This window comes from Edaphobacter sp. FHG110511_03 (genome assembly GCF_059115365.1).
Window position 1 is genome coordinate 971,286 of record NZ_JBZYWL010000002.1, and the last position, 18,934, is coordinate 990,219.

At 56.2% G+C, this 18,934-nt stretch carries 13 protein-coding genes; 6 read left to right on the top strand and 7 right to left on the bottom strand.

The annotated features are described in order from the left end of the window. Positions 1-7 precede the first annotated feature (7 nt). From AC5S26_RS13295 to AC5S26_RS13315, 5 genes are read left to right on the top strand one after another with little or no spacing between them, the layout of a single operon-like run. On the top strand, positions 8-937 hold the full coding sequence (locus AC5S26_RS13295) for a DUF58 domain-containing protein (RefSeq protein WP_494185373.1): 930 nt from the start codon (positions 8-10) through the stop codon (positions 935-937). Next, positions 934-1,398, top strand: a complete 465-nt coding sequence (locus AC5S26_RS13300; protein ID WP_494185374.1) for a DUF4381 domain-containing protein — start codon at positions 934-936, stop codon at positions 1,396-1,398. Before AC5S26_RS13295 ends, AC5S26_RS13300 begins: the two co-directional genes overlap by 4 nt. Continuing rightward, positions 1,385-2,425 carry a vWA domain-containing protein gene (locus AC5S26_RS13305; protein WP_494185375.1) on the top strand — a complete coding sequence of 347 codons (1,041 nt, stop codon included), beginning with the start codon at positions 1,385-1,387 and terminating at the stop codon, positions 2,423-2,425. The genes AC5S26_RS13300 and AC5S26_RS13305 overlap by 14 nt, the downstream gene beginning before the upstream one ends. Beyond that, complete coding sequence (locus AC5S26_RS13310) at positions 2,422-4,023, top strand: VWA domain-containing protein (RefSeq protein ID WP_494185376.1); 1,602 nt, start codon at positions 2,422-2,424, stop codon at positions 4,021-4,023. The genes AC5S26_RS13305 and AC5S26_RS13310 overlap by 4 nt, the downstream gene beginning before the upstream one ends. After that, on the top strand, positions 4,020-5,396 hold the full coding sequence (locus tag AC5S26_RS13315; RefSeq protein ID WP_494185377.1) for a BatD family protein: 1,377 nt from the start codon (positions 4,020-4,022) through the stop codon (positions 5,394-5,396). Before AC5S26_RS13310 ends, AC5S26_RS13315 begins: the two co-directional genes overlap by 4 nt. A 419-nt stretch (positions 5,397-5,815) precedes the next feature. Here the strand turns inward: AC5S26_RS13315 and AC5S26_RS13320 are convergent, their stop codons facing one another. From AC5S26_RS13320 to AC5S26_RS13340, 5 genes are all read right to left on the bottom strand, one after another. Further along, complete coding sequence (locus AC5S26_RS13320; RefSeq protein ID WP_494185378.1) at positions 5,816-5,983, bottom strand: hypothetical protein; 168 nt, start codon at positions 5,981-5,983, stop codon at positions 5,816-5,818. Between the two features lie 470 nt (positions 5,984-6,453). Further along, complete coding sequence (locus AC5S26_RS13325) at positions 6,454-7,236, bottom strand: ABC transporter ATP-binding protein (RefSeq protein ID WP_494185379.1); 783 nt, start codon at positions 7,234-7,236, stop codon at positions 6,454-6,456. A gap of 382 nt (positions 7,237-7,618) precedes the next feature. Then, positions 7,619-8,404, bottom strand: a complete 786-nt coding sequence (locus AC5S26_RS13330) for a LytR/AlgR family response regulator transcription factor (protein ID WP_494185380.1) — start codon at positions 8,402-8,404, stop codon at positions 7,619-7,621. After that, entirely contained in the window at positions 8,385-9,455 is a 1,071-nt protein-coding gene (locus AC5S26_RS13335; RefSeq protein ID WP_494185381.1) for a sensor histidine kinase, read from the bottom strand. The genes AC5S26_RS13330 and AC5S26_RS13335 overlap by 20 nt, the downstream gene beginning before the upstream one ends. Positions 9,456-9,575: 120 nt before the next feature. Further along, positions 9,576-10,790 carry a LamG domain-containing protein gene (locus tag AC5S26_RS13340; protein WP_494185382.1) on the bottom strand — a complete coding sequence of 405 codons (1,215 nt, stop codon included), beginning with the start codon at positions 10,788-10,790 and terminating at the stop codon, positions 9,576-9,578. Between the two features lie 339 nt (positions 10,791-11,129). Here AC5S26_RS13340 and AC5S26_RS13345 point away from each other — a divergent pair, with 339 nt between their 5' ends. Next, entirely contained in the window at positions 11,130-13,445 is a 2,316-nt protein-coding gene (locus AC5S26_RS13345; RefSeq protein WP_494185383.1) for a Tex family protein, read from the top strand. Positions 13,446-13,798: 353 nt separating this feature from the next. Here AC5S26_RS13345 and AC5S26_RS13350 read toward each other — a convergent pair whose 3' ends face one another. Then, positions 13,799-15,220, bottom strand: a complete 1,422-nt coding sequence (locus AC5S26_RS13350; protein WP_494185384.1) for a trypsin-like peptidase domain-containing protein — start codon at positions 15,218-15,220, stop codon at positions 13,799-13,801. Then, the gene (locus tag AC5S26_RS13355; RefSeq protein WP_494185385.1) at positions 15,217-18,915 is read right to left on the bottom strand and encodes an efflux RND transporter permease subunit; all 3,699 of its coding nucleotides are present in this window, start codon (positions 18,913-18,915) and stop codon (positions 15,217-15,219) included. The genes AC5S26_RS13350 and AC5S26_RS13355 overlap by 4 nt, the downstream gene beginning before the upstream one ends. Between the last annotated feature and the right edge of the window lie 19 nt (positions 18,916-18,934).

The window sequence follows — 18,934 nt, forward strand, 5'->3', positions numbered from 1 at the left end:
TCATCGCATGGGAGCCTACGCCGAACTCGACTCGCTCGTCGCTCTGGAGTACAAGGCGCGCGGCTTCTCGCTCCGCCATACGCAGCCCGTACACAGCCTGCTCTTCGGCCGTCGCGCCTCGCACGTTCGAGGCCGCGGCCTCGACTTCGAGGAGCTGCGCAACTACGTCGCCGGCGATGACGTCCGCTCGATCGACTGGCGCGTCACCGCGCGCACGCAGAAGCCTTACATCCGCGTCTACTCCGAGGAGCGCGATCGCCCGACCATGCTCGTCGTTGACCAGCGCATCAATATGTTCTTCGGCAGCAAACGCTCCATGAAATCCGTTGTTGCCGCCGAGGCCGCCGCGCTCGCCGCCTGGCGCGTCTTTCAGCAGGGCGACCGCGTCGGCGCCTTCGTCTTCAACGACTCAACCACCGAACAGATCCCTATGCACCGCAGCCGCACAACAGTCCTGCGCCTGCTTGAACGCATCGCGCACCAGAACCACCTGCTGCGCGGCGATCTCCCTACGCCTGCTCAACCTGCAAAGCTCAACCAGGTGCTCAACCAGGTCGCACGTGTCTGCCACCACGACGCGCTTATTCTCATCGCCAGCGACTTCGACGGCGCCGACGCAACCACACGCAACCTCATGCTGCACCTCTCTCAGTCCAACGACGTCATCTGCTGCCTCGCCTACGATCCGTTGGCCGTGCAGCTTCCAGCGTCCGAACAGCTCGTCGTCAGCAACGGCGAGCTCCAGGTCGAATTGCGCCTCGGCGAGCAGATGATTCGCCAGAGCATCGTCGACGCCTCCGATCAACGCATGCGCAACATCCTCGCGTGGCAACATGAGCTGAACATCCCCGTGCTCCCGTTAAGCACCGCCGAAGACGTCTCCGAGCAGCTCCGCCACCTCCTCGGCCACATCGCCAGTCGCAGGAGGAGCGTATGACAGCGCCGCTCGACAAGCTGCATGACTTCTACCAGCCGCCTCCACCGTCATGGATCCCGCAGACCATCGGATGGTACGTCGTCTTTGCGATCGCGGCGCTGTTGATGGCGTGGCTCGTCGTGAATGTTTTACGGCGATGGATCGCAGACCGCTATCGTCGCGAGGCTCTGCGCGAGCTTGCCTCGGCAAGCCCGGAACATTTCTCGGAGCTGCTCAAGCGCACCGCATTATCCGCGTGGCCGCGCGAGAAGGTAGCTGCTCTCAGCGGCGAGGCATGGCTGACATTCCTCAACGACTCGTCGTGCAGCGATGTTTTTCAATACGCGCCTGCCAACCGCCTTGAGGAGCTCGCGCTCAGTCCGGCTCCTTTATCGAGCGAAGATGAGGCCACGCTGCGTCGCGCCGCAGCCACCTGGATTAATCAGCACAAAACGCACGGGAGCCATCATGTACAGGCTTGAGCATCCCTGGCTGCTCACGCTGCTACCTCTGCCTTTGCTCGTCTACTGGCTACTGCCTGCTTACAAAGAAGAACAGGATTCTCTGCGCCTAACCTTCTTCGACTACATCACGACGAAGCTCGGCCTAAAGCCGCAGCCACATGCCGTCATCCTGCACACCAACTGGCTGCAGAAGCTTGTCGCTCCCATCTGCTGGGCGCTCATCGTCATCGCTCTCGCACGGCCGCAATTCATCGAGCCACCGATCCAGAAGATCGAGCCCGGCCGCGACCTGATGCTCGCGCTCGACATCTCGCAGTCGATGGAAGCGCCTGACTTCCGCACCGCCGACGGCAAGCGCATGCGTCGCGTCGATGCCGTCAAGCAGGTCGTCAGCAGTTTCATCAACACGCGCAAGCACGATCAGATCGGACTCATCGTCTTCGGTCAAGCAGCGTATCCCGTAACTCCATTCACGCTCGATCACGACGCCTGCTTAAAGATTCTGTCTCAGATCGAGGCCGGCATGGCCGGACCACAGACGATGATCGGCGACGCCATCGGACTCGCGATCAAGCAGTTCAACACGAGCGAGGCGAAGCAGCGCGTGCTCATCCTACTGACCGACGGCAACGACACCGGAAGCCGCATGCCTCCCCGCAAGGCTGCCGAGATCGCCAAGCAGCACGGTATCACCATCCACGTCGTCGGCCTCGGCGACCCGCGCGCCACCGGCGAAGACAAGGTCGACTACGGCGCGCTCAATCAGATCGCCAGCGCCACCGGCGGACAGGTCTTCCACGGAGAGAACCGCGTCGAGCTCGAGAAGGCTTACGCCACGCTCGATAAGATCACGCCGCAGAACTTCAGGAGGCTGAGCTATCAGCCGCGCCGCGAGCTCTTCATCGTTCCGCTGGGCGCAGCCGTGCTTCTGCTCGTCGGCCACAATCTGCTAATGCTGCTGATCAGCTTTGGCCCGCAGCTCTTCCGTCGTCGGCGCGATCCCGAGAAGGCCGCGATCTCCGAAGTCCTCAAGGTGCACGTATGAGCGAGTGGTGGCAGACGCTTCACTTCCTGCGTCCCCACTGGCTGTGGCTGCTGCTCGCCGTGCCTGTCATCTATCTCTCGCTCGCCATACGCGATAACGCGCGCGCGCGGTGGAAGCGCTACATCGAGCCCGAACTTCTGGACCACCTTATCGTCGCGCGCAAACGCCCCTGGCGGTTCCGTCCCGTGCACATGATCTCGCTGCTCATCCTCCTCGGAACGCTTGCGTGCGCCGGCCCAGCGTGGCGGCATGAACAACCGCCGTTTACTGAAGACAAGGCACCCCTGGTTATCGCGCTCGATCTCTCTGAGACGATGAACGCCATCGACCTCAACCCCACGCGCCTCGAGCGCGCAAAGCTCAAGCTACGTGACCTACTGAAGCGACGCAATGGGGGCCGCACCGCGCTCTTCGTCTACGCGAACACCACGCACATGGTTCTGCCTTTCACCACCGACGACTCGCTCTTCGACCTCTATCTCGATTCACTCGCGACCTCGCTGATGCCGAGCCACGGTAAGGACACAACGAAGGCGCTCGAAACCATCGAAGACTTCCTCAAGGACGAGGCCGTTCCCGGCACGGTTCTCTTCGTCACTGATGGCATCGAACCCACCGCGATCCCCGCCTTTCGGCGGTTCAACGCAAAGCCGGACCAGCAGAACGATCTCCTCGTTCTCGGAGCGGGAACCTCGGCAGGCGGCCCAATTCGCGTGTCAGGCAACGGCTTTCTCAACGATCATTCCGGACGACGCGTCTTCGCAAAACTTGACGTCAGCGCTCTGCGCTCGCTGAGTAAGATCGACATAGACGCCACCACACTCACGCTCGACGACGACGACATCCAATGGATCCAGCGCCACGTGCAGCATCACCTTAAATCCGTGCAGCAGAAGAACTCGAAGACCCGATGGATTGACGAGGGCTACTGGCTCACCTTTCCCATCGCCGCCCTCGCCGTCTTCTGGTTTCGCAAGGGCTGGACGATTCGCTGGACTTCGACCGCGCTTGCCATCGTCTTTGTCTTTCCACCGTCGATGGGCTCGTCAAGCTTTTCATGGCTCGATCTGTGGATGACGCACGACCAGCAGGGACGCTACTACTTTGAGAAGGCTGACTACACGAAGGCCGCAGAAAAGTTCGACGACCCACTCTGGCGCGGCCTCGCCTCGGGACGCGCAGGCGACTACGAAGCTGCACTCAACGCCTTCGCATTAAGCGATACCGCCGAGGCATGGTTCAACCAGGGTGACTCGCTCGCGCATCTCGGCAAATATCCAGAGGCCGTGGCCGCCTATCGCGAAGCGCTCGCACGGCGCTTTCCATGGCCCGAGGCACAGGAGAATCTCACGCTCATCCAGTCACTCATTCCAGTCGTAAAGAAGGAGAAGAAGGACGACGAGCAGAACGAGGAAGCTCCTAATCTTCCTCCCGACGAGACGAAGTTCGACGAGAAGGGGAAGCACGGAAAGCGGACGCAGATCAAGGCCGATCCCACCAAGATGGCGGACATCTGGATGCGCAACATCCAGACCACGCCTGCAGATTTCCTGCGGAGACGCTTCGCCATCCAGGCAGCCGAGGATCGAAGACGATGAGACCACTCCTGGTTGCAATCCTTCTAGCCCTCTCATCGCTGATTGCCGTAGCGCAAGCGCCAGTAGTACGCGCGCATCTCCAGCCTACGAGCAACATCATGGTCGGTCAGCCCGTACAGCTCGTCGTCTCCGTCTTCGTGCCTAACTACTTCAGCGGCAGCCCGGAGTTTCCCGAGTTCGAGATGGAGAATGCCATCGTCGTTCTCCCGCAGGACCGGCCCGAAAACTCCAATGCGCAGATCGATGGCGTGAGCTACGCCGGCATCACGCAGATCTACGTCATCTACCCGCAGCAGGCAGGCGACTTCAGTCTTCCTCCCGTGCAGATAACAGTTCCGTACGCAATTGCCCCCCCGAAGAGCACCATCGGGCACCCTTCATTGCCCGCGCTCAGTTTTCACGCCGACGTTCCCGCCGTGGCGAAGGATCTGTCGTACTTTCTTCCGACGAGGAGCCTCACCATCACGCAACGATGGTCGCGTCCGCTGAAAGGTCTTCGCGCCGGCGATTCAGTCGAGCGAACCATCACCGTCACCGCCGCGAAGATGCAGTCGATGCTGATTCCGCCGCTTTCACTCGTTCAGCCGGACGGCGTCCGCATCTACATCGCCCAGCCCATCACGCATGATCAAAAGACGGATCGCGGGGACTTCATCTATGGCCAGCGCGTCGAGAGTGCGAAGTACCTCATCCAGAAAGCTGGCGCCTACACGCTTCCGCCGATCGAGCTGAAGTGGTGGAACCTCGGTGCGCATCGGATTGTCACAGCGACGCTGCCTGAGACGAAGTTTTCCGCAGCAGCCAATCCCAGCTACGTCGTCGAGCTTCCTCCTCCGCCTGAACCGACTGTCGCCGCGCCGGTCGAGAAGATCGGCGTGTGGAGACGCTATCGCTCGAAGGTCCATCTCGGGTTCGAGCTGATCGTCGGAGCGTTGGCGCTTGCTGTTCTTGCATGGCTCCTGCGTCCTGTCTACACGCGGCTCGCTACGTGGTGGAAAGAGCGCAAAATCTCGGAGGCAACATACTTTGGCCAGGTAATTCACGCGGCCCAGTCCAATGATGCGAAACAAACCTATGCCGCCCTCGTCCGATGGTCAGGTGTAGTGTGGCCGGCAGTTCCGCTGCAGGAAGCCGTTGAAGGTTCGGGGGACGCAGCCCTGCGCAGCGAAGTCGACCGTCTCGCAGAAGCCGTCTACAGCAACCGCACCTCAACATGGGCCGGATCAGATCTCACATTTCATCTCAGAAAATTTAGAAGCACGCATGGGACTCGGCTGAAGCGATTGTCCGCGCGAAGCGATCTTATTCCATTAAATCCCGGCACACGTCTCAGCCGCGACATAACCAAGATCGGCAGATCCTTCTCGCCCTAACGGTTCTGAAGGTCTGGACCGATATTTCATCCTTGGCTCTTCCCTTGATACCTGCCGCAATTGGGTGCAAAAGGATTTGAAATGATGAGGTTTAACCCGCGCGGAAACCTTCCCAGTGCTTACCAGGTTAAGTTGGTTGAATGACCCTATGAATGGCTCGTTCGTGGGATCAAGCAGTCAAAAGCAACACGAGCTAAGATTCGAAAACCTGATGAGTGCTTTTTAGTCACGTGATGCGCCACGAGTGAACGGATAAGAATCCAGTCAAGCTCGTGCGCCAGTGCGCGAAGCGAGAGCGCATTCCTGATGGCCTCGAACTCGCAGAACTTGTGCTTCTTCTCACCAAACTCGATACACGGGAACGCACACTGGTTTTTTGCTGGCCGCTGGCACAGAGTCGCACCTGAGCAGGCGAGCTGCTAGGGATTCGGTGGGCAGATATGGACTTCGACGACCTTGAGCTGCGTGTGACCCGATCCACCTTGCATAAGAAGATTGAGGATCGCAAAACAGAGGCCTCCGCCAAGCCGGTCCCACTCGACCGGTACCTGGCGGAAGACCTTCGCCAGCCCGACTCTGAAGGGCAACGGCCTTTACTGGCCCGACAACCTGATGAAAGCAAGGTTGTAGAAGATGATAATTCCTGGCCTGGGTCAGAACGCGGGTGGAATGGACCTGCAGAGAGCTCAGCTTGGGCTTAATGGACCCGGATTTGTTGCCACTTTAGGTGGCCATTTGACTCTAAGCTATTTAGAATCTGTGGCACAGACGACGGGGCTCGAACCGCGACGTAACCCATGGAAATAGGCGTAGTGGATGTCAACCTGAGCGCCCAGTGGAACCCTTGGGAACAGCTATAGAACCCGCGTCCTCTGTCGATTCGACGTCTGCCCGACAGCCCTGGCTTTTCACAAAAAAATTGGCTTCTGAGGTAGCGATATTGGTTCGATTGCAGTAGTGAATCAATGAGTGCGTTGCCCTGTTGTCAACAATACCTAAGCTCAGAATCAGTTTGTAGCAGAGCAATGACAGAAGGCTAGGTTACAGCGTCACTGGATCAAACTAGAGCCAACCTCGGGCACGGGCGATGCGGGCCGCATCGACGCGATTGGCAGCGGAGAGTTTTGCGATTACCTCTGACAGGTAATTCCGGACGGTGCCCTCGGAGAGCCGAAGTTCGGCGACGATTTCGGTGTGCGAGGGCGTCGGCCTCTTCGAGGTAATGAGTAGTGAGAAGGACTGTTTTGCCACGGGCAGCTAAGGAACGAATCTGAGCCCACATACCGCTCCGAGCTTGGATGTCGAAGCCTACGGTGGGTTCGTCAAGGAAGATCAGGTCAGGATCACCCGCTAGTGCAAGCGCGAACAACACGCGTTGCTTTTGCCCATCGGAAAGCTGGCCAAACATCCGGGCTTCGATAGCTTCGAGACCGGCCACCTCAAGAATCTCGCGATAGGGCATTGGATTAAGATAGTATCCGCGGAAGAGCTCGATATGTTCGCGGACGCGAAGCATTTCGGGAGCTTTGCCCATTTGCAACATGACGCCGGTGCGGAGACGGGCTGCGGTCTGGCGCGGGTCAGCTCCGAAGATACGCACAATGCCGGCCGTAGGCGAACTCAAGCCCATGAGCAGCTTGATGGCTGTGGCCTTACCCGCTCCGTTCGGACCAAGAAGCGCGACGATCTCACCTCGGCCAATGGCGAGTGAAAGGTTGTCAAGAGCAAGGACGCCGTTGGCATAGCGTTTGGTGATGTTGTTGAGCAAAGCGACAGCACCGATCGGCTCCGCCGCGATTGGCGACGTGGCGGATTCAGGATATTTAAGAACTGCAGTCATGCCCCACTCCTTCCTTCTTTATGCGGACTGATGACAAAGGAGAGTATGGAAGTAGGTGAACGGCGATGGCAGTGAGTAGAATCACGAAAACGCTATGACTTTTGTCATAACGCCCTGGAATGCCAGCCCTTGGATACTCGAGCCACAACGTAGCGCTCTTTTTTGATCGGGAAAGACAACGATTGAGATTCTTCCGATGCAGTTCGTAGACAAACGCATCCTCGCCAAGGCACTCATCGACCCGATCTAGTCAAAATCGACGGTTTACGAACTCCGCAAAATCGCCTCATAGACCGTCTCATAATAGCGTCATTCGGAACGTCTGAATGAGCGCATTGGCCTGTCATCATTATTGATTGGCTTCCTGGCGCAGAATTAATAATCACAGAGACTGCCCTAATCGCCTCTCGAGCTGGGGGCGATAGGTTCTGCTAACGCGCGAACGGCGACCATCGCTAAGAATCACTTCGAATTCTCCATGGGAGATGACCTGAAGCTCGACAATGCTGTCTATATTCACGATCGCCGATCGATGGACGCGCACGAAGCGCATCGGATCAAGACGATCGACGAGTTCATTAAGTGCTGTACGGTAGAGAAACTCCTTGCCTGCGACATGCAGGTTGACATAGACGCCCGCACCCTCGATCCAATCGATGTCCACTACGCGAATGAAGCGCGTGGTTCCCGCCGACTTTATAACGAGGCGATCGAGACAGCGATCCACGGGCCCCCTGTTGGAGACCATCCGTAGGACGCTGCGGCCGAACTCGTGGATACTGCGTTCGTTCAGGCGGGTTTTGGCACGAGAAAGTGCGGCTTCGAGTCGCTCATCACTGAAGGGTTTGAGCAGATAGTCGAGCGCGTTCGCCTCGAACGCGTGAATCGCGTGCTGGTCGTATGCGGTCACAAAGACTGTAAGCGGCATTGCGGTAGCACCCACTGCCTTAATTACTTCGAGGCCGTCGAGCTCCGGCATCTGTACATCGAGGAAGACGAGATCAGGCGCCTCGCGTTCGATGATTTCAAGGGCGGCCTGCCCATCGCCGGCTTCCAGCACGGCGCCCACCTGGGCGTCGGTCTGCAGCAGATCGATGAGACGCTGACGTGCAGGCGCCTCATCGTCAGCAACAAGGACGCGCAGGCCTTCAGAACGAGGAGCGATCATCCGTCTCCCTTCCCGCCCATCGAAGTGGCAACGATATCTCAACTTCCGTACCGCCGCCGTCGCGCCGAGTAACGGTAAAGCGGCTTCTACCTTCGGGATGAAGGCCGGCGATTCGTTCGCGTGTTACGGAAAGGCCCAGACCCTGTGAGTTATCGAGCGTCCATCCCTGCGGCAGCCCTACACCGTCGTCCACGACTCGAATCTCAACTCGGTCCGCTACACGGCCCGCCGTCACCGTTACCACTCCGCCGGAAGCGCGGCGCGAGATGCCGTGACGGATCTCATTTTCCACCAGCGGTTGCACGATAAGGCAAGGCACCAACACGAACTTCACCTCAGGTGCGATTCGAATCTCGATTTGCAGGTGGGCCCCGAAACGAATCCTCTGGATGGCGACGTAGTGATCGAGAAAGGCCACCTCTTCGGCAAGCGGTACTTCCTGCCTATTGCGGGCTTCGAGTGAAAGACGCAGCAGATCGCCCAGATGCTCGATCATGTTGCGCGCCAGCCTGGGATCACGCTCCACCTGCGAGGATATGGTGTTCAGCGCATTGAAGAGAAAGTGCGGATCGAGCTGCATACGGAGCGCGTTGAGGCGTGCCTGCGAAAAGCTGCGCTCCATGCGCTCGAGGCGTAGCTCGCTCGCCAGAAAATGCTGGTGATACCGATAAGTCTGGCGCGCGCCAAAGATCAGCCAATACACCAGCCAGCTCCAAAGAATTCCGCCACGGAATGCATTGCTGAGCATGTGAGTGTCGGCAAGCATAGCCCACGGGCTTAGGCCGAGCAGTACGCGAACAGCGAAAGATAAGTAGAAGTAGACGATGGTCAAAAGCAGGCTGGGCGTAAGTTGCGCAAGGATGCGCACGCCGAGCCGCTGCTCCTTGAATGGTAGCCGCTCGTCTACCCAGAAAATAAGCGGAGTGATCAGGCCCCAGGACCACCACTGCGCGAGTGAACCGAGCAGCGTACGGTTCCAGCCGGCAGATGAAAACGCGGGAAGCGCAAAAAGCAGCCCGATTACGCTCCAAAGAAGGGTCGCGAACAGCAAGCGGACCCACCAGCGTCGTATCGATCGCCCGCGGAACCGCTCGTCCAAAATTACTCGATCGTTGCTCGTTTCGATTGCCTCTCCCCGCACCTGCTGCAATCCTATGGGTCACGACAGACTCTATTGCGCCGCCAGGAGCAAATCCTTCGCATCGTCGAAGCGCATCTCGAGTCCCCATCCGTAGAAATTATTGACGACCGCAATTGCCACCTCATTATCACCGGTCTTAAGGGGCAGCATCAACGAGCCATTTTGGAGCGAAAGCCGACCATCTGGAGTTTTGCGCGCCTCCGGTGGTTGGTAGAGATTTTTGTCCGCAAAGACCATTTGGCCATTCACGAAGACGAATATCTCCCGGGCCCATCCCAGGGATACATGCTTCTGCTGCGCTTTGCTGGAGTTAATCTCTGTCCTAAGCCAGACCACAGTGCGATCCGGCGGCGGCAGAGGCCGTCCGTAGACTCGGCTAGCGTTCACCAGTCCGCTACGCTCAGCATCGAGTGGGGCCCAGTGTGCGGTTGGTGCAGGGAGATCAGCCAAGGTGGGTGCCTGATCCGCTGCCAGCTTAGAGAAAGATGAGATCCGCCAATGGCGCACGTATCGGTCATCCGATGCCGTCTCGTCGGTTGCCGGATCGCCAGGCAGGCCTTCCACAGCTTCCGGCGTGACCGTAAGATTGGCAAAGATTCCCGGGCCTTGCAGCATCAGGCCGCCTTCTTGGGCGTCCCCTTCGAGGCGCCCAATCTTCAGCGTCGGCTCAACTGCGCCATTGATGAAGATATTCATTCGCTTGCCAGAGACGACGAGCTTCACATGATTCCACTCGCCCTGAAGCAAGGGAGCCGGCCCCTGATATTGCGGGAACATGTCCCACAACAAAACCCCATGCGTCTGTGGCGCGTATTGCACGCAGTCGGGAGCTTCTTCGCATTTCGGCCTAGGCCGCAGATAGAACATCTCGTAGTTGTCCTTGTCGGCGCGACGGAAGATGAAGCCCGCGCCCATGTCACCGGTTGCGGCCACATCGTACTCAATAGTTCCGCTGTGAAAGATAAGGCCATTGAGCATCGCCGCGCCGGATTGGATGTGCTGTGCATAATTACCCGCCTTCAACTCAATGGAGTGTTGCCCCATGTACTCGACAAAGTTCACTGTGCCGGCCGTCGTCGTCCATCGATCGGAAGTCATGGGAATCCCCACGGGCCCGGAGGCATGCGCGAAGTACGACACGCTCAGCAGAAACAAACCGAAGAAGAGGAGTAATCTGGCGCTCCACCCTGAATTTACTGGGCGGGAAACGATGCATGCAACAGAATTGGCCATTGAGTTTTGCATATCCCCGATCCTAGCTAGTGCCGGTATCATCGTCGCGCGAAATGTTGCGAGATGGACACCTGTGTTGCGAAGCGGCTTTCCAGCTAATCGCATCGCCTACACGTCTCGCAGAGAAGCTGTCGACCTCGGCTCCCCTCAAAAAAACAACTTGTTTAGCCCCAAGAGGCGAGATTTCCCGGGACTTGCCCCAAGATAGCAGCCGGTGCAGTCTTCAGTTTTTGAGAAATCGCCAATGCACTCAATCAGCGACCCGGCCTGTTGTCGTTAATTGAGAATGCATCGTAAGCTTTGTCGCCCAAGAGGTTTTCCTCCGCGCTAAGGGATAAGATCACTTAGAACATGAATGAAGCAAAGCAACTCTCCCCGGAAATTCTTCTGCACATCGCCCAAAGTCTGGCCATCTCCCTCGGCTCCCTGATTGCTACCATCTCGCTCCTCGACGAAGGAGGGACGGTCCCCTTTATAGCGCGCTATCGCAAAGAGGCCACCGGGGCCCTTGACGAAGTCAAGATAAGCGACATCAAAGATAAAGTCGCCTGCTTCCGTGACATCGTCAGTCGCCGTGAGACGATCCTGTCCTCCATCTCTGAGCAGGGAAAGCTCACCGATGATCTGCGTCAGAAGATCGAGGCCACTCTCGACCGCGGTGAGCTCGAGGACCTCTATCTCCCTTACCGTCCCAAACGGCGCACCAAGGCCGCCATCGCTCGCGAGAGGGGCTTGGAACCCCTCGCCGACTATATCTGGGCACAACAGCCTGCAGCACTCTCGCTCCTTGAACTCGCTGCTAACTTCGTGGACGAGGCGAAGGGCGTCGCCAACATCGCCGAGGCACTCGAAGGCGCACGGCATATCGTCGCAGAGCGCATCTCCGAGCACGCCGAGCTTCGCAAAGCCCTTCGCCAGCGCCTCCACGAGGAGGGTATCATCGTCAGCCGCAAGTCCCTGGACGCCGTCGACCCCCAGGAAAAATTCAAGATGTACTACGACTATCGCGAGCCGGTGAAGACCATTCCCTCACACCGCATGCTCGCCATCCGCCGTGGAGAAACCGAATCCGTCTTATACTTCCTCATCGAACTTGACCCAGTCCGCGCCACCGGTGTTATCCGCAGCTATATTCTTGGGCCCGAAGGCGACTGGATAGCACAACTAGATCTCGCTATCGAAGACTCCTGGACTCGACTCCTGAACTCCAGCGTCCAGGGCGAACTTCGCCTCGAACTGAAGAAACGCTCTGACATCGACGCCATCCAGGTCTTTCGCGACAACCTCGCCAATCTCCTGCTTGCCGCCCCTGCCGGCCCAATCTCGGTCCTCGGCATTGACCCGGGCCTCCGTACCGGCTGCAAAGTCGCCATCGTCGACGAGACCGGCAAGTTTCTCGCCCACGACGTCATCTACCCTCACACCGGGCAGACGGCGAAAGCCAGCCAGATCCTTGCCATGCTGGTTCGTCAGCATAACGTCCGTGCCATCGCCATCGGCAACGGAACCGCCTCTCGTGAGTCTGACGCGTTTGTCCGCGATTTTCTCAGCGAACACGGCATAACGGAAATCTTCAAAGTGATGGTGAGCGAGTCGGGGGCCAGCGTATACTCCGCCTCCGACGTGGCCCGGCAGGAGTTCCCCGACCTCGACCTCACCGTGCGCGGTGCCATCTCCATTGCGCGACGGCTTCAGGACCCCCTCTCCGAACTGGTCAAGGTTGACCCTAAGTCCATCGGAGTCGGCCAGTACCAGCACGACGTCGACCAGCGTCAGCTGCAGCAATCGCTCGAAGCCACCATCGAAAGCTGCGTTAACAAGGTCGGCGTCGACCTAAACACATCTTCCTGGACACTCCTTCGTTATGTGGCTGGCATCACGGAACGCACCGCCCTCAATATCGTTCAGTTCCGCGACGAGAACGGCCGATTCACGAGCCGCTCCGAGCTCAAGAAGGTCCCGGGCGTAGGAGCCAAGACCTTCGAGCAGGCAGCCGGCTTCCTTCGCATCCGTGGTGGGTCGCAGCCCCTCGACTCCACGGCAGTCCATCCAGAGAGCTACGCCCTGGTCGATCAGATCGCCGCCTCACTCAACGCTCCTGTCGACCGGATCATCGCCACCCCTACTCTCCTCGATGGCATCGATCGATCCAGGTTCGCCGCCGGTACCTTCACCCTCACCGACATCCTCGAAGAACTCCGCAAACCTGGCCGCGATCCACGCGACAAGTTCATTGCACCCACATTTCACGAAGGAGTCCGGGAGATCGCCGACGTACAACCGGACATGACCCTCGAAGGTGTCGTCACCAACGTCACGAAGTTCGGCGCCTTCGTCGACATCGGCGTCCATCAGGACGGTCTCGTTCACATATCCGAAATTTCCAACCGATATATTAAGGATCCCAACGAAGCCGTCAAAGCCGGCCAGATCGTCAAGGTAAAGGTCCTGAGCGTCGACACGGCCACCAGACGCATCGCCCTCTCAATGAAAGCTCTGATGGCTCGATTAGATCGATCCGGCTCCGCTGTGCGGCCATCCCCAACATCAAATACTCAGCCCTGCACAGGCAAGCCTGCGCCGAAGCCGCAAAAGCAAATCATCCCGCAACCTCAATCGATGGATGAAAAACTGGCTGCCCTATCCACTCGCTGGAAGGTTCGCTAGACCTTGGGCCATCCAAAGCCGGCTCCTCTTTAGTCGGTTGATCTCGCTTTTCAGCACGGTCAAAACCCGTTGTGAATCGCATAGCTATCCAAATCCAAGCGTCCCTGGGGAGTATCTTCAACGTCGAAACAGCCATGCAACGATACCTCAGCGACACCGTCCGACACAGTTTCCATAGCTCATAAAGGAGCAGTCTACCCTGCGTCTGCGCTGCTCCTGCCTCGACGGTTCGAGCCATGGCATCGCGAAGAAGCTCGGAACGCTAGTGCCCGATTGACTTGATGGCTTGTTGTAAGATCCGGAATGCGATCATCGACCGCGACATCCATGCAGTAAAAATGCACCTATCTTGGCTACTCGATCTCGAAAGCGACATATTGAATTGTCCCATTTCTTTCGATTTCGAGGACAGCAGGAGAATTTTTGGGAAATGCAGCAAGATCGTGTCGAAAATGTATCGTGTCAGTGATAGGTTTTCCGTTCAACATACGAATAACATCTCCCTGCTGCAGATCTGCCGATGTTGCAGGTTCACCGCTAAGAAGACTGGCAATGAGAATCCCAGTTTTTGAACGGGTCGCTAACGCAGCACTCAACTGTCCATTGAGATCAATGCAGAAGATACCAAGTTGCGCAACAAGGTCAGTTGAAGGATTAATAAGGTCTGACAGGCTTTCTACCGTAGGGGGCGCATCGACGGGCATGATGCGAAGCGTCACTTTATCGCCCCCACGCTGAACTTGCATCTGCATTGGTACGCCACGTGGATGTAGGTACAAAAATGCGATGTACTTAGGAAGCGAATCGATAGCGATCCCATCCACTGACGTGACAATATCTCCCGGTCGCAGACCGCCGGCCTCTGCGGGACTGGCTTGACTTATATCGGAGACAATGACCCCCCAGTCTTGTGAAAGCTTCAGACCCGCAGCGAGATCAGGCGTAATCGTCTGTGCGTGAGCCCCAATCGTGATGGGTCTCACGCTCCCATTCGCCTTGATTTCGTTGTATGCAAACCGTACGACCGGCTCCGGAATAGCAAAGCCTAGGCCTTCACTGCCACCGCCAGAAGTGAAGATAAACGTGTTGATACCCACAAGATTGCCTTCACCGTCGATGAGCGGGCCGCCGCTATTGCCAGGATTAATAGGGGCGTCTGTCTGCACATACACCATCGGGCGATCTGGATCGGGCTGTCGTCCAATAGCGCTCACGATACCCTTCGTGACGGTATGGTCGAGCCCTTGCGGCGCGCCGATAGCTAAAACAGTTTGCCCAAGGCGAACGTGAAACTGTTCATCCGGTAGGGGCATGGCCGGCAAATTCTTTTCATCAATCTTAATGACGGCAAGGTCGGCATAACGATTAGTTCCGATGAGCTTGGCTTCATAAAATCGTTGCTTGCGTGCGAGAGAAGTATGGTAAGGCGACATCTCAACGGTAGCAGGTGCTAGGACGACACGAATCCTGACAGCCCCAGAGACGACGTGATTATTCGTGACGATGTATCCATTCGGGTCCACGATGACACCCGAACCCAGAGAGCGTTGTCGCTGCAATGTCTGTGGAGAGGCGTTGTCGCCTTCGTGTTCGGGGCTGCCATAACCTGTAACTTCTATTTCTACGACGGACCGCATGGCTTTTTCGGCCACCACATCAATGGCCTGATCGTAACGCTGCAAGATGGAGTTTGTGGTTGGTTGAGAAGAGGACGTCTGTCCCTGAGCAGGGACAAGAGCTACGAGCAGGCCGAAAGCCAAGATGCCATTTTTCATTCAGGATTACTCGCTGGTCGATATTGATTTGGCAAGGAAGAGGTAGAGGCGGTTTCAGATTGCTCGGGGTTATTCCAATCCAGAATCTTTAGATCAAGCACGAAAATCGCATACATAACCGGTACTTGAAGTTTGGTCACGACAGTTGCAATGAGCAGGCCACCAATCTGCGCATAACACAGGGGCTTCCAAAGTGGTCCTCCGTGCATCGCCAATGGAAAGAGAGCCAATACAGTTGCAAAGACTGTAATGAGAACCGGGCGCAGGCGAAGAATACCGGCATCGATAAGTGCATTTTCGAAATCGTCCCCAGCGATATGGCGTTCCTCAATGTAATCGAAGAGGACAATGGAATGGCTAACGATTACACCCACTAGGCTGGCTACACCAAGAAATGCCATGAAGCCGAATGGCTCACCCATAATCCACAAGGCCAGAAAGGCTCCGATCATGCCATAGGGTGCAGCAGCAAGAACAAGCAGGGGCTTAATTGCGTTCTTGAATTGAAAGACAAGGGCAAGAAAAACAGCAAAAGTGGAGATCGCCATTACGGCTGTTAGATTCTTAAATCCTGCTTTGGTCTTGTAGTATTCACCGCCAATCTGAATCTGATAGCCAGCAGGAATCGAATCTTCGAGAGCTTGCAATTGAGGCATAACATCTTTGAGTACCTCAGAACTCAAATGGCCTGCGACGGGGAAACTCCGTACATTGATTGCACGGAACTGCTCCATTCGTACAATACGTCCGGGAACAAGGCTGTGATTTACATTGGAGATCTGTGAGAGCGGGATCTTGGAACTATCCTGCGAGGCATAAACATAAAGATCCTGGATATCGGACAGATGCGCCCGGTCGGACATCTGCGCTCGAGCGACGACCGGGATCTGTTTTTGTCCTTCCTGAAAAACGCTAACCGTACTTCCAGTGATCGCTGCGGTGGAGGAGTTAGCCACATCCATGTTCGTTATACCAGCGAGATTGGCTCTATCTGGGTCAATCGTCAATTCAATGAGCGCATCGTCCTCGCCCCATTCGTTGCGGATTCTCTCAGAGAAAGGAGACGAACGGAGGATATCTTCTATCTTTGCGGCAATTCGATGCAGCTGACGAATATCCTCACTCTCTTGCGCCGCGTCGACATCGGCTGTGCTGGAGACGCGAATCTCAATCGGATAGTCAATCGGGTTAGTAAGGAGCTGACGCGCATCAAGGCGCGCTCCGGGAATCGAGGATGTAAGTACGGGCTGCAGTTCTTTAATAAATTCCGGGGTGATGTCTTTATCTGTGACTTCAATTAGCACTTGTGCATAGTTAAGCTGTTGCAGTTGTGGCGAAGCAGAAAACCAGAAGCGAGGACCTCCACCACCAACAAAAGTTGTAATGTATCTAACGATGGGCCCGTTCTTACCTGCAGTATGCTCAATCGAAAATTGTTCGGCTTGTCGGCGAACAACATCTTCAACCCTTACTGCTGCTTCATTGGTCGATCCCAGATTTACGTCGTTTGGAAGCCACACATCAATATAGGACCAGTATTGTACGTCTTCTGGGAAGAATGCAGTGTTTAGCCTGCTGAAGATAAAGAAGCCGAAAACCAAAACGACCAACGATGCTAGGAAAAATTTCCAGCGATGTTCGATCGAATAGCGAGCAATTTTGGCGTACCCTCCATAAAACCCCGCTTCACGCATCTCTTCCACCGTCTTCTCCGGCTTCTTTTCGGGCCGTAACAGGTAGTAGGCAAGGAGCGGAAGAAAGGTCATTGAGACAAGACGTGATGAAATAAGCGCGCAAGTCATCACGATGGGAAGGCTACGTAAAAAATATCCAGTGCTTCCGGTAACCATTAGAAAGGGAAGATAGGCAACGATATTTGTAACTGTCGCATACATAATTGCTGTTGCTAGTTTGGTTGGTCCGAGCCAAGCGGCAATAATGGGACGATGACCTTCAGCAAGAGTTCTTTTGATGGAATCACCCGCCAAAACAGGATCATCTACCAGTAGACCGAGAGCAATGATGAGTGTGGCCACGGATACTTGCTGGATATCAATTCCCAAGAGATACATCGATCCAAAGGTTAGGGCGAGAGTGATAGGCATCGAAAAGGCCATTAAGACGGCGGAGCGCCACTCCCAAAATCCAATCCAGGACACTAGAACCACCAAGATGATGGCCTCATAAAGCGCATCCATGAAGAGGCCTATATTTTCCTTCACTTGCAAAGGCTGATCGGAAGTGTGAGCGATGATCAGATCATCTGGAAGATATTGTTTGACCGCACTAAGCTTGTTTTCCACGCTTTGACCGAAGGCGCCGATTTGCTCGCCGTCCTTCATCTGGACAGCTATGGTTACCGCTCGATTGCGGTGCCATTTGCCGTCCTTATCAGCCCAGCTGAAATAATTTAAATATTTTGCGGGGCTTTGATATCCGCGTGAGATCTGCACGAGATCACGTAGATAGACCGGACTTTGACCGGCAGAGGAGGAGGTTCCGATAATGACATCGCCGAATTGCTGAGGGTTAGTAATCTTGCCGGATGGATCGATCTGGATACTCTTCGATCCGACTTCTAACTGTCCTCCAGGTAAAGTAATGTTGCGCGCCCCGAGGATGTCTTTAAGATTAGATGGCTGCAAACCATAGGCGGCGAGTCTGTCCTGAGAGTAATCGAGATAGATCTGCTCGGGCAAAACTCCTTTGCGGTCGATTTTGGCCACCTCAGGAGCTCCCTGTAACGTACGGCCAATAAGATCCGTGAAGTTATCAAGATCCCGATAGGAATATCGATCACCGGCCACCGCGGCAAGCCTCGATTCAGTTTGGTCTGGCTCACGAATGAGTGCGGCCTTCCAGGCATCAGGGTGAATCTCCGAGCGATGCAGATTCTCCTTGACCCATTTTTCACCGAAGACTCGTAGTTGTTCATCACTCAATTTCGTTTTTACATCAACCCCAATGAAGCCACTTCCTTCAAAGAAATGCGGATCAAAAATAAAGCGGTTTGCAATACCGGAGTCAACAACTGCCGTGAAGGGTTCACGAATAACTGCTGGAGCGACTGAAATTGGAAAAGCATAAATAATACTGACGTGCGGCTGTGGAGATCGAGCCCGTTCTGCGGCGCGTGTTCTTTCGATCGCACCCCGAATGGAGCGTGCCCGCAAGGCGATGTCAACAGCATTTGCCGGAGGGCTAGCAATGGTCAGCATCGCAGCTGCTGTATCGCCAAAGTCGCTATTGAACTGAATTGGGCCAGCGCCCTGCGGTAGCTTGGCATTAAGCGCGTCCAGCTTTAGGTTGATATCGGCGAATTGTTTCTTTGTATCGGAGACGTTATCTTCCAGCTGCACATAGACGAGCGAAAGACCGGGAAAGCTGATGGATCGGATACCGAAGTCAGCAGGCGTAGGGCCCTTTACAAAGGCATTTTGAGCCATCGTTTGTTCGATCGGCCGTGCAACAAGTTGCTCAACCTCTTCCGCAGTGGCGCCTGGCCATGTCGTTGAAGCAACGGCCACTCGAACTGGAATAATCGGGTCTTTGCGCTTTGGCATATTTTTGTAGCCATACCAACCCCAAAGAGAGACGGCGATCAGAAGCACAAAACCCACCTGACGGTGCTCGGTAAAGAAGCGCGCCGTGTTGTGTGTATTCGCGATGTATTCGGTTTCAGATTTGTGACTCATCTTGTGACTTGCAACCTCG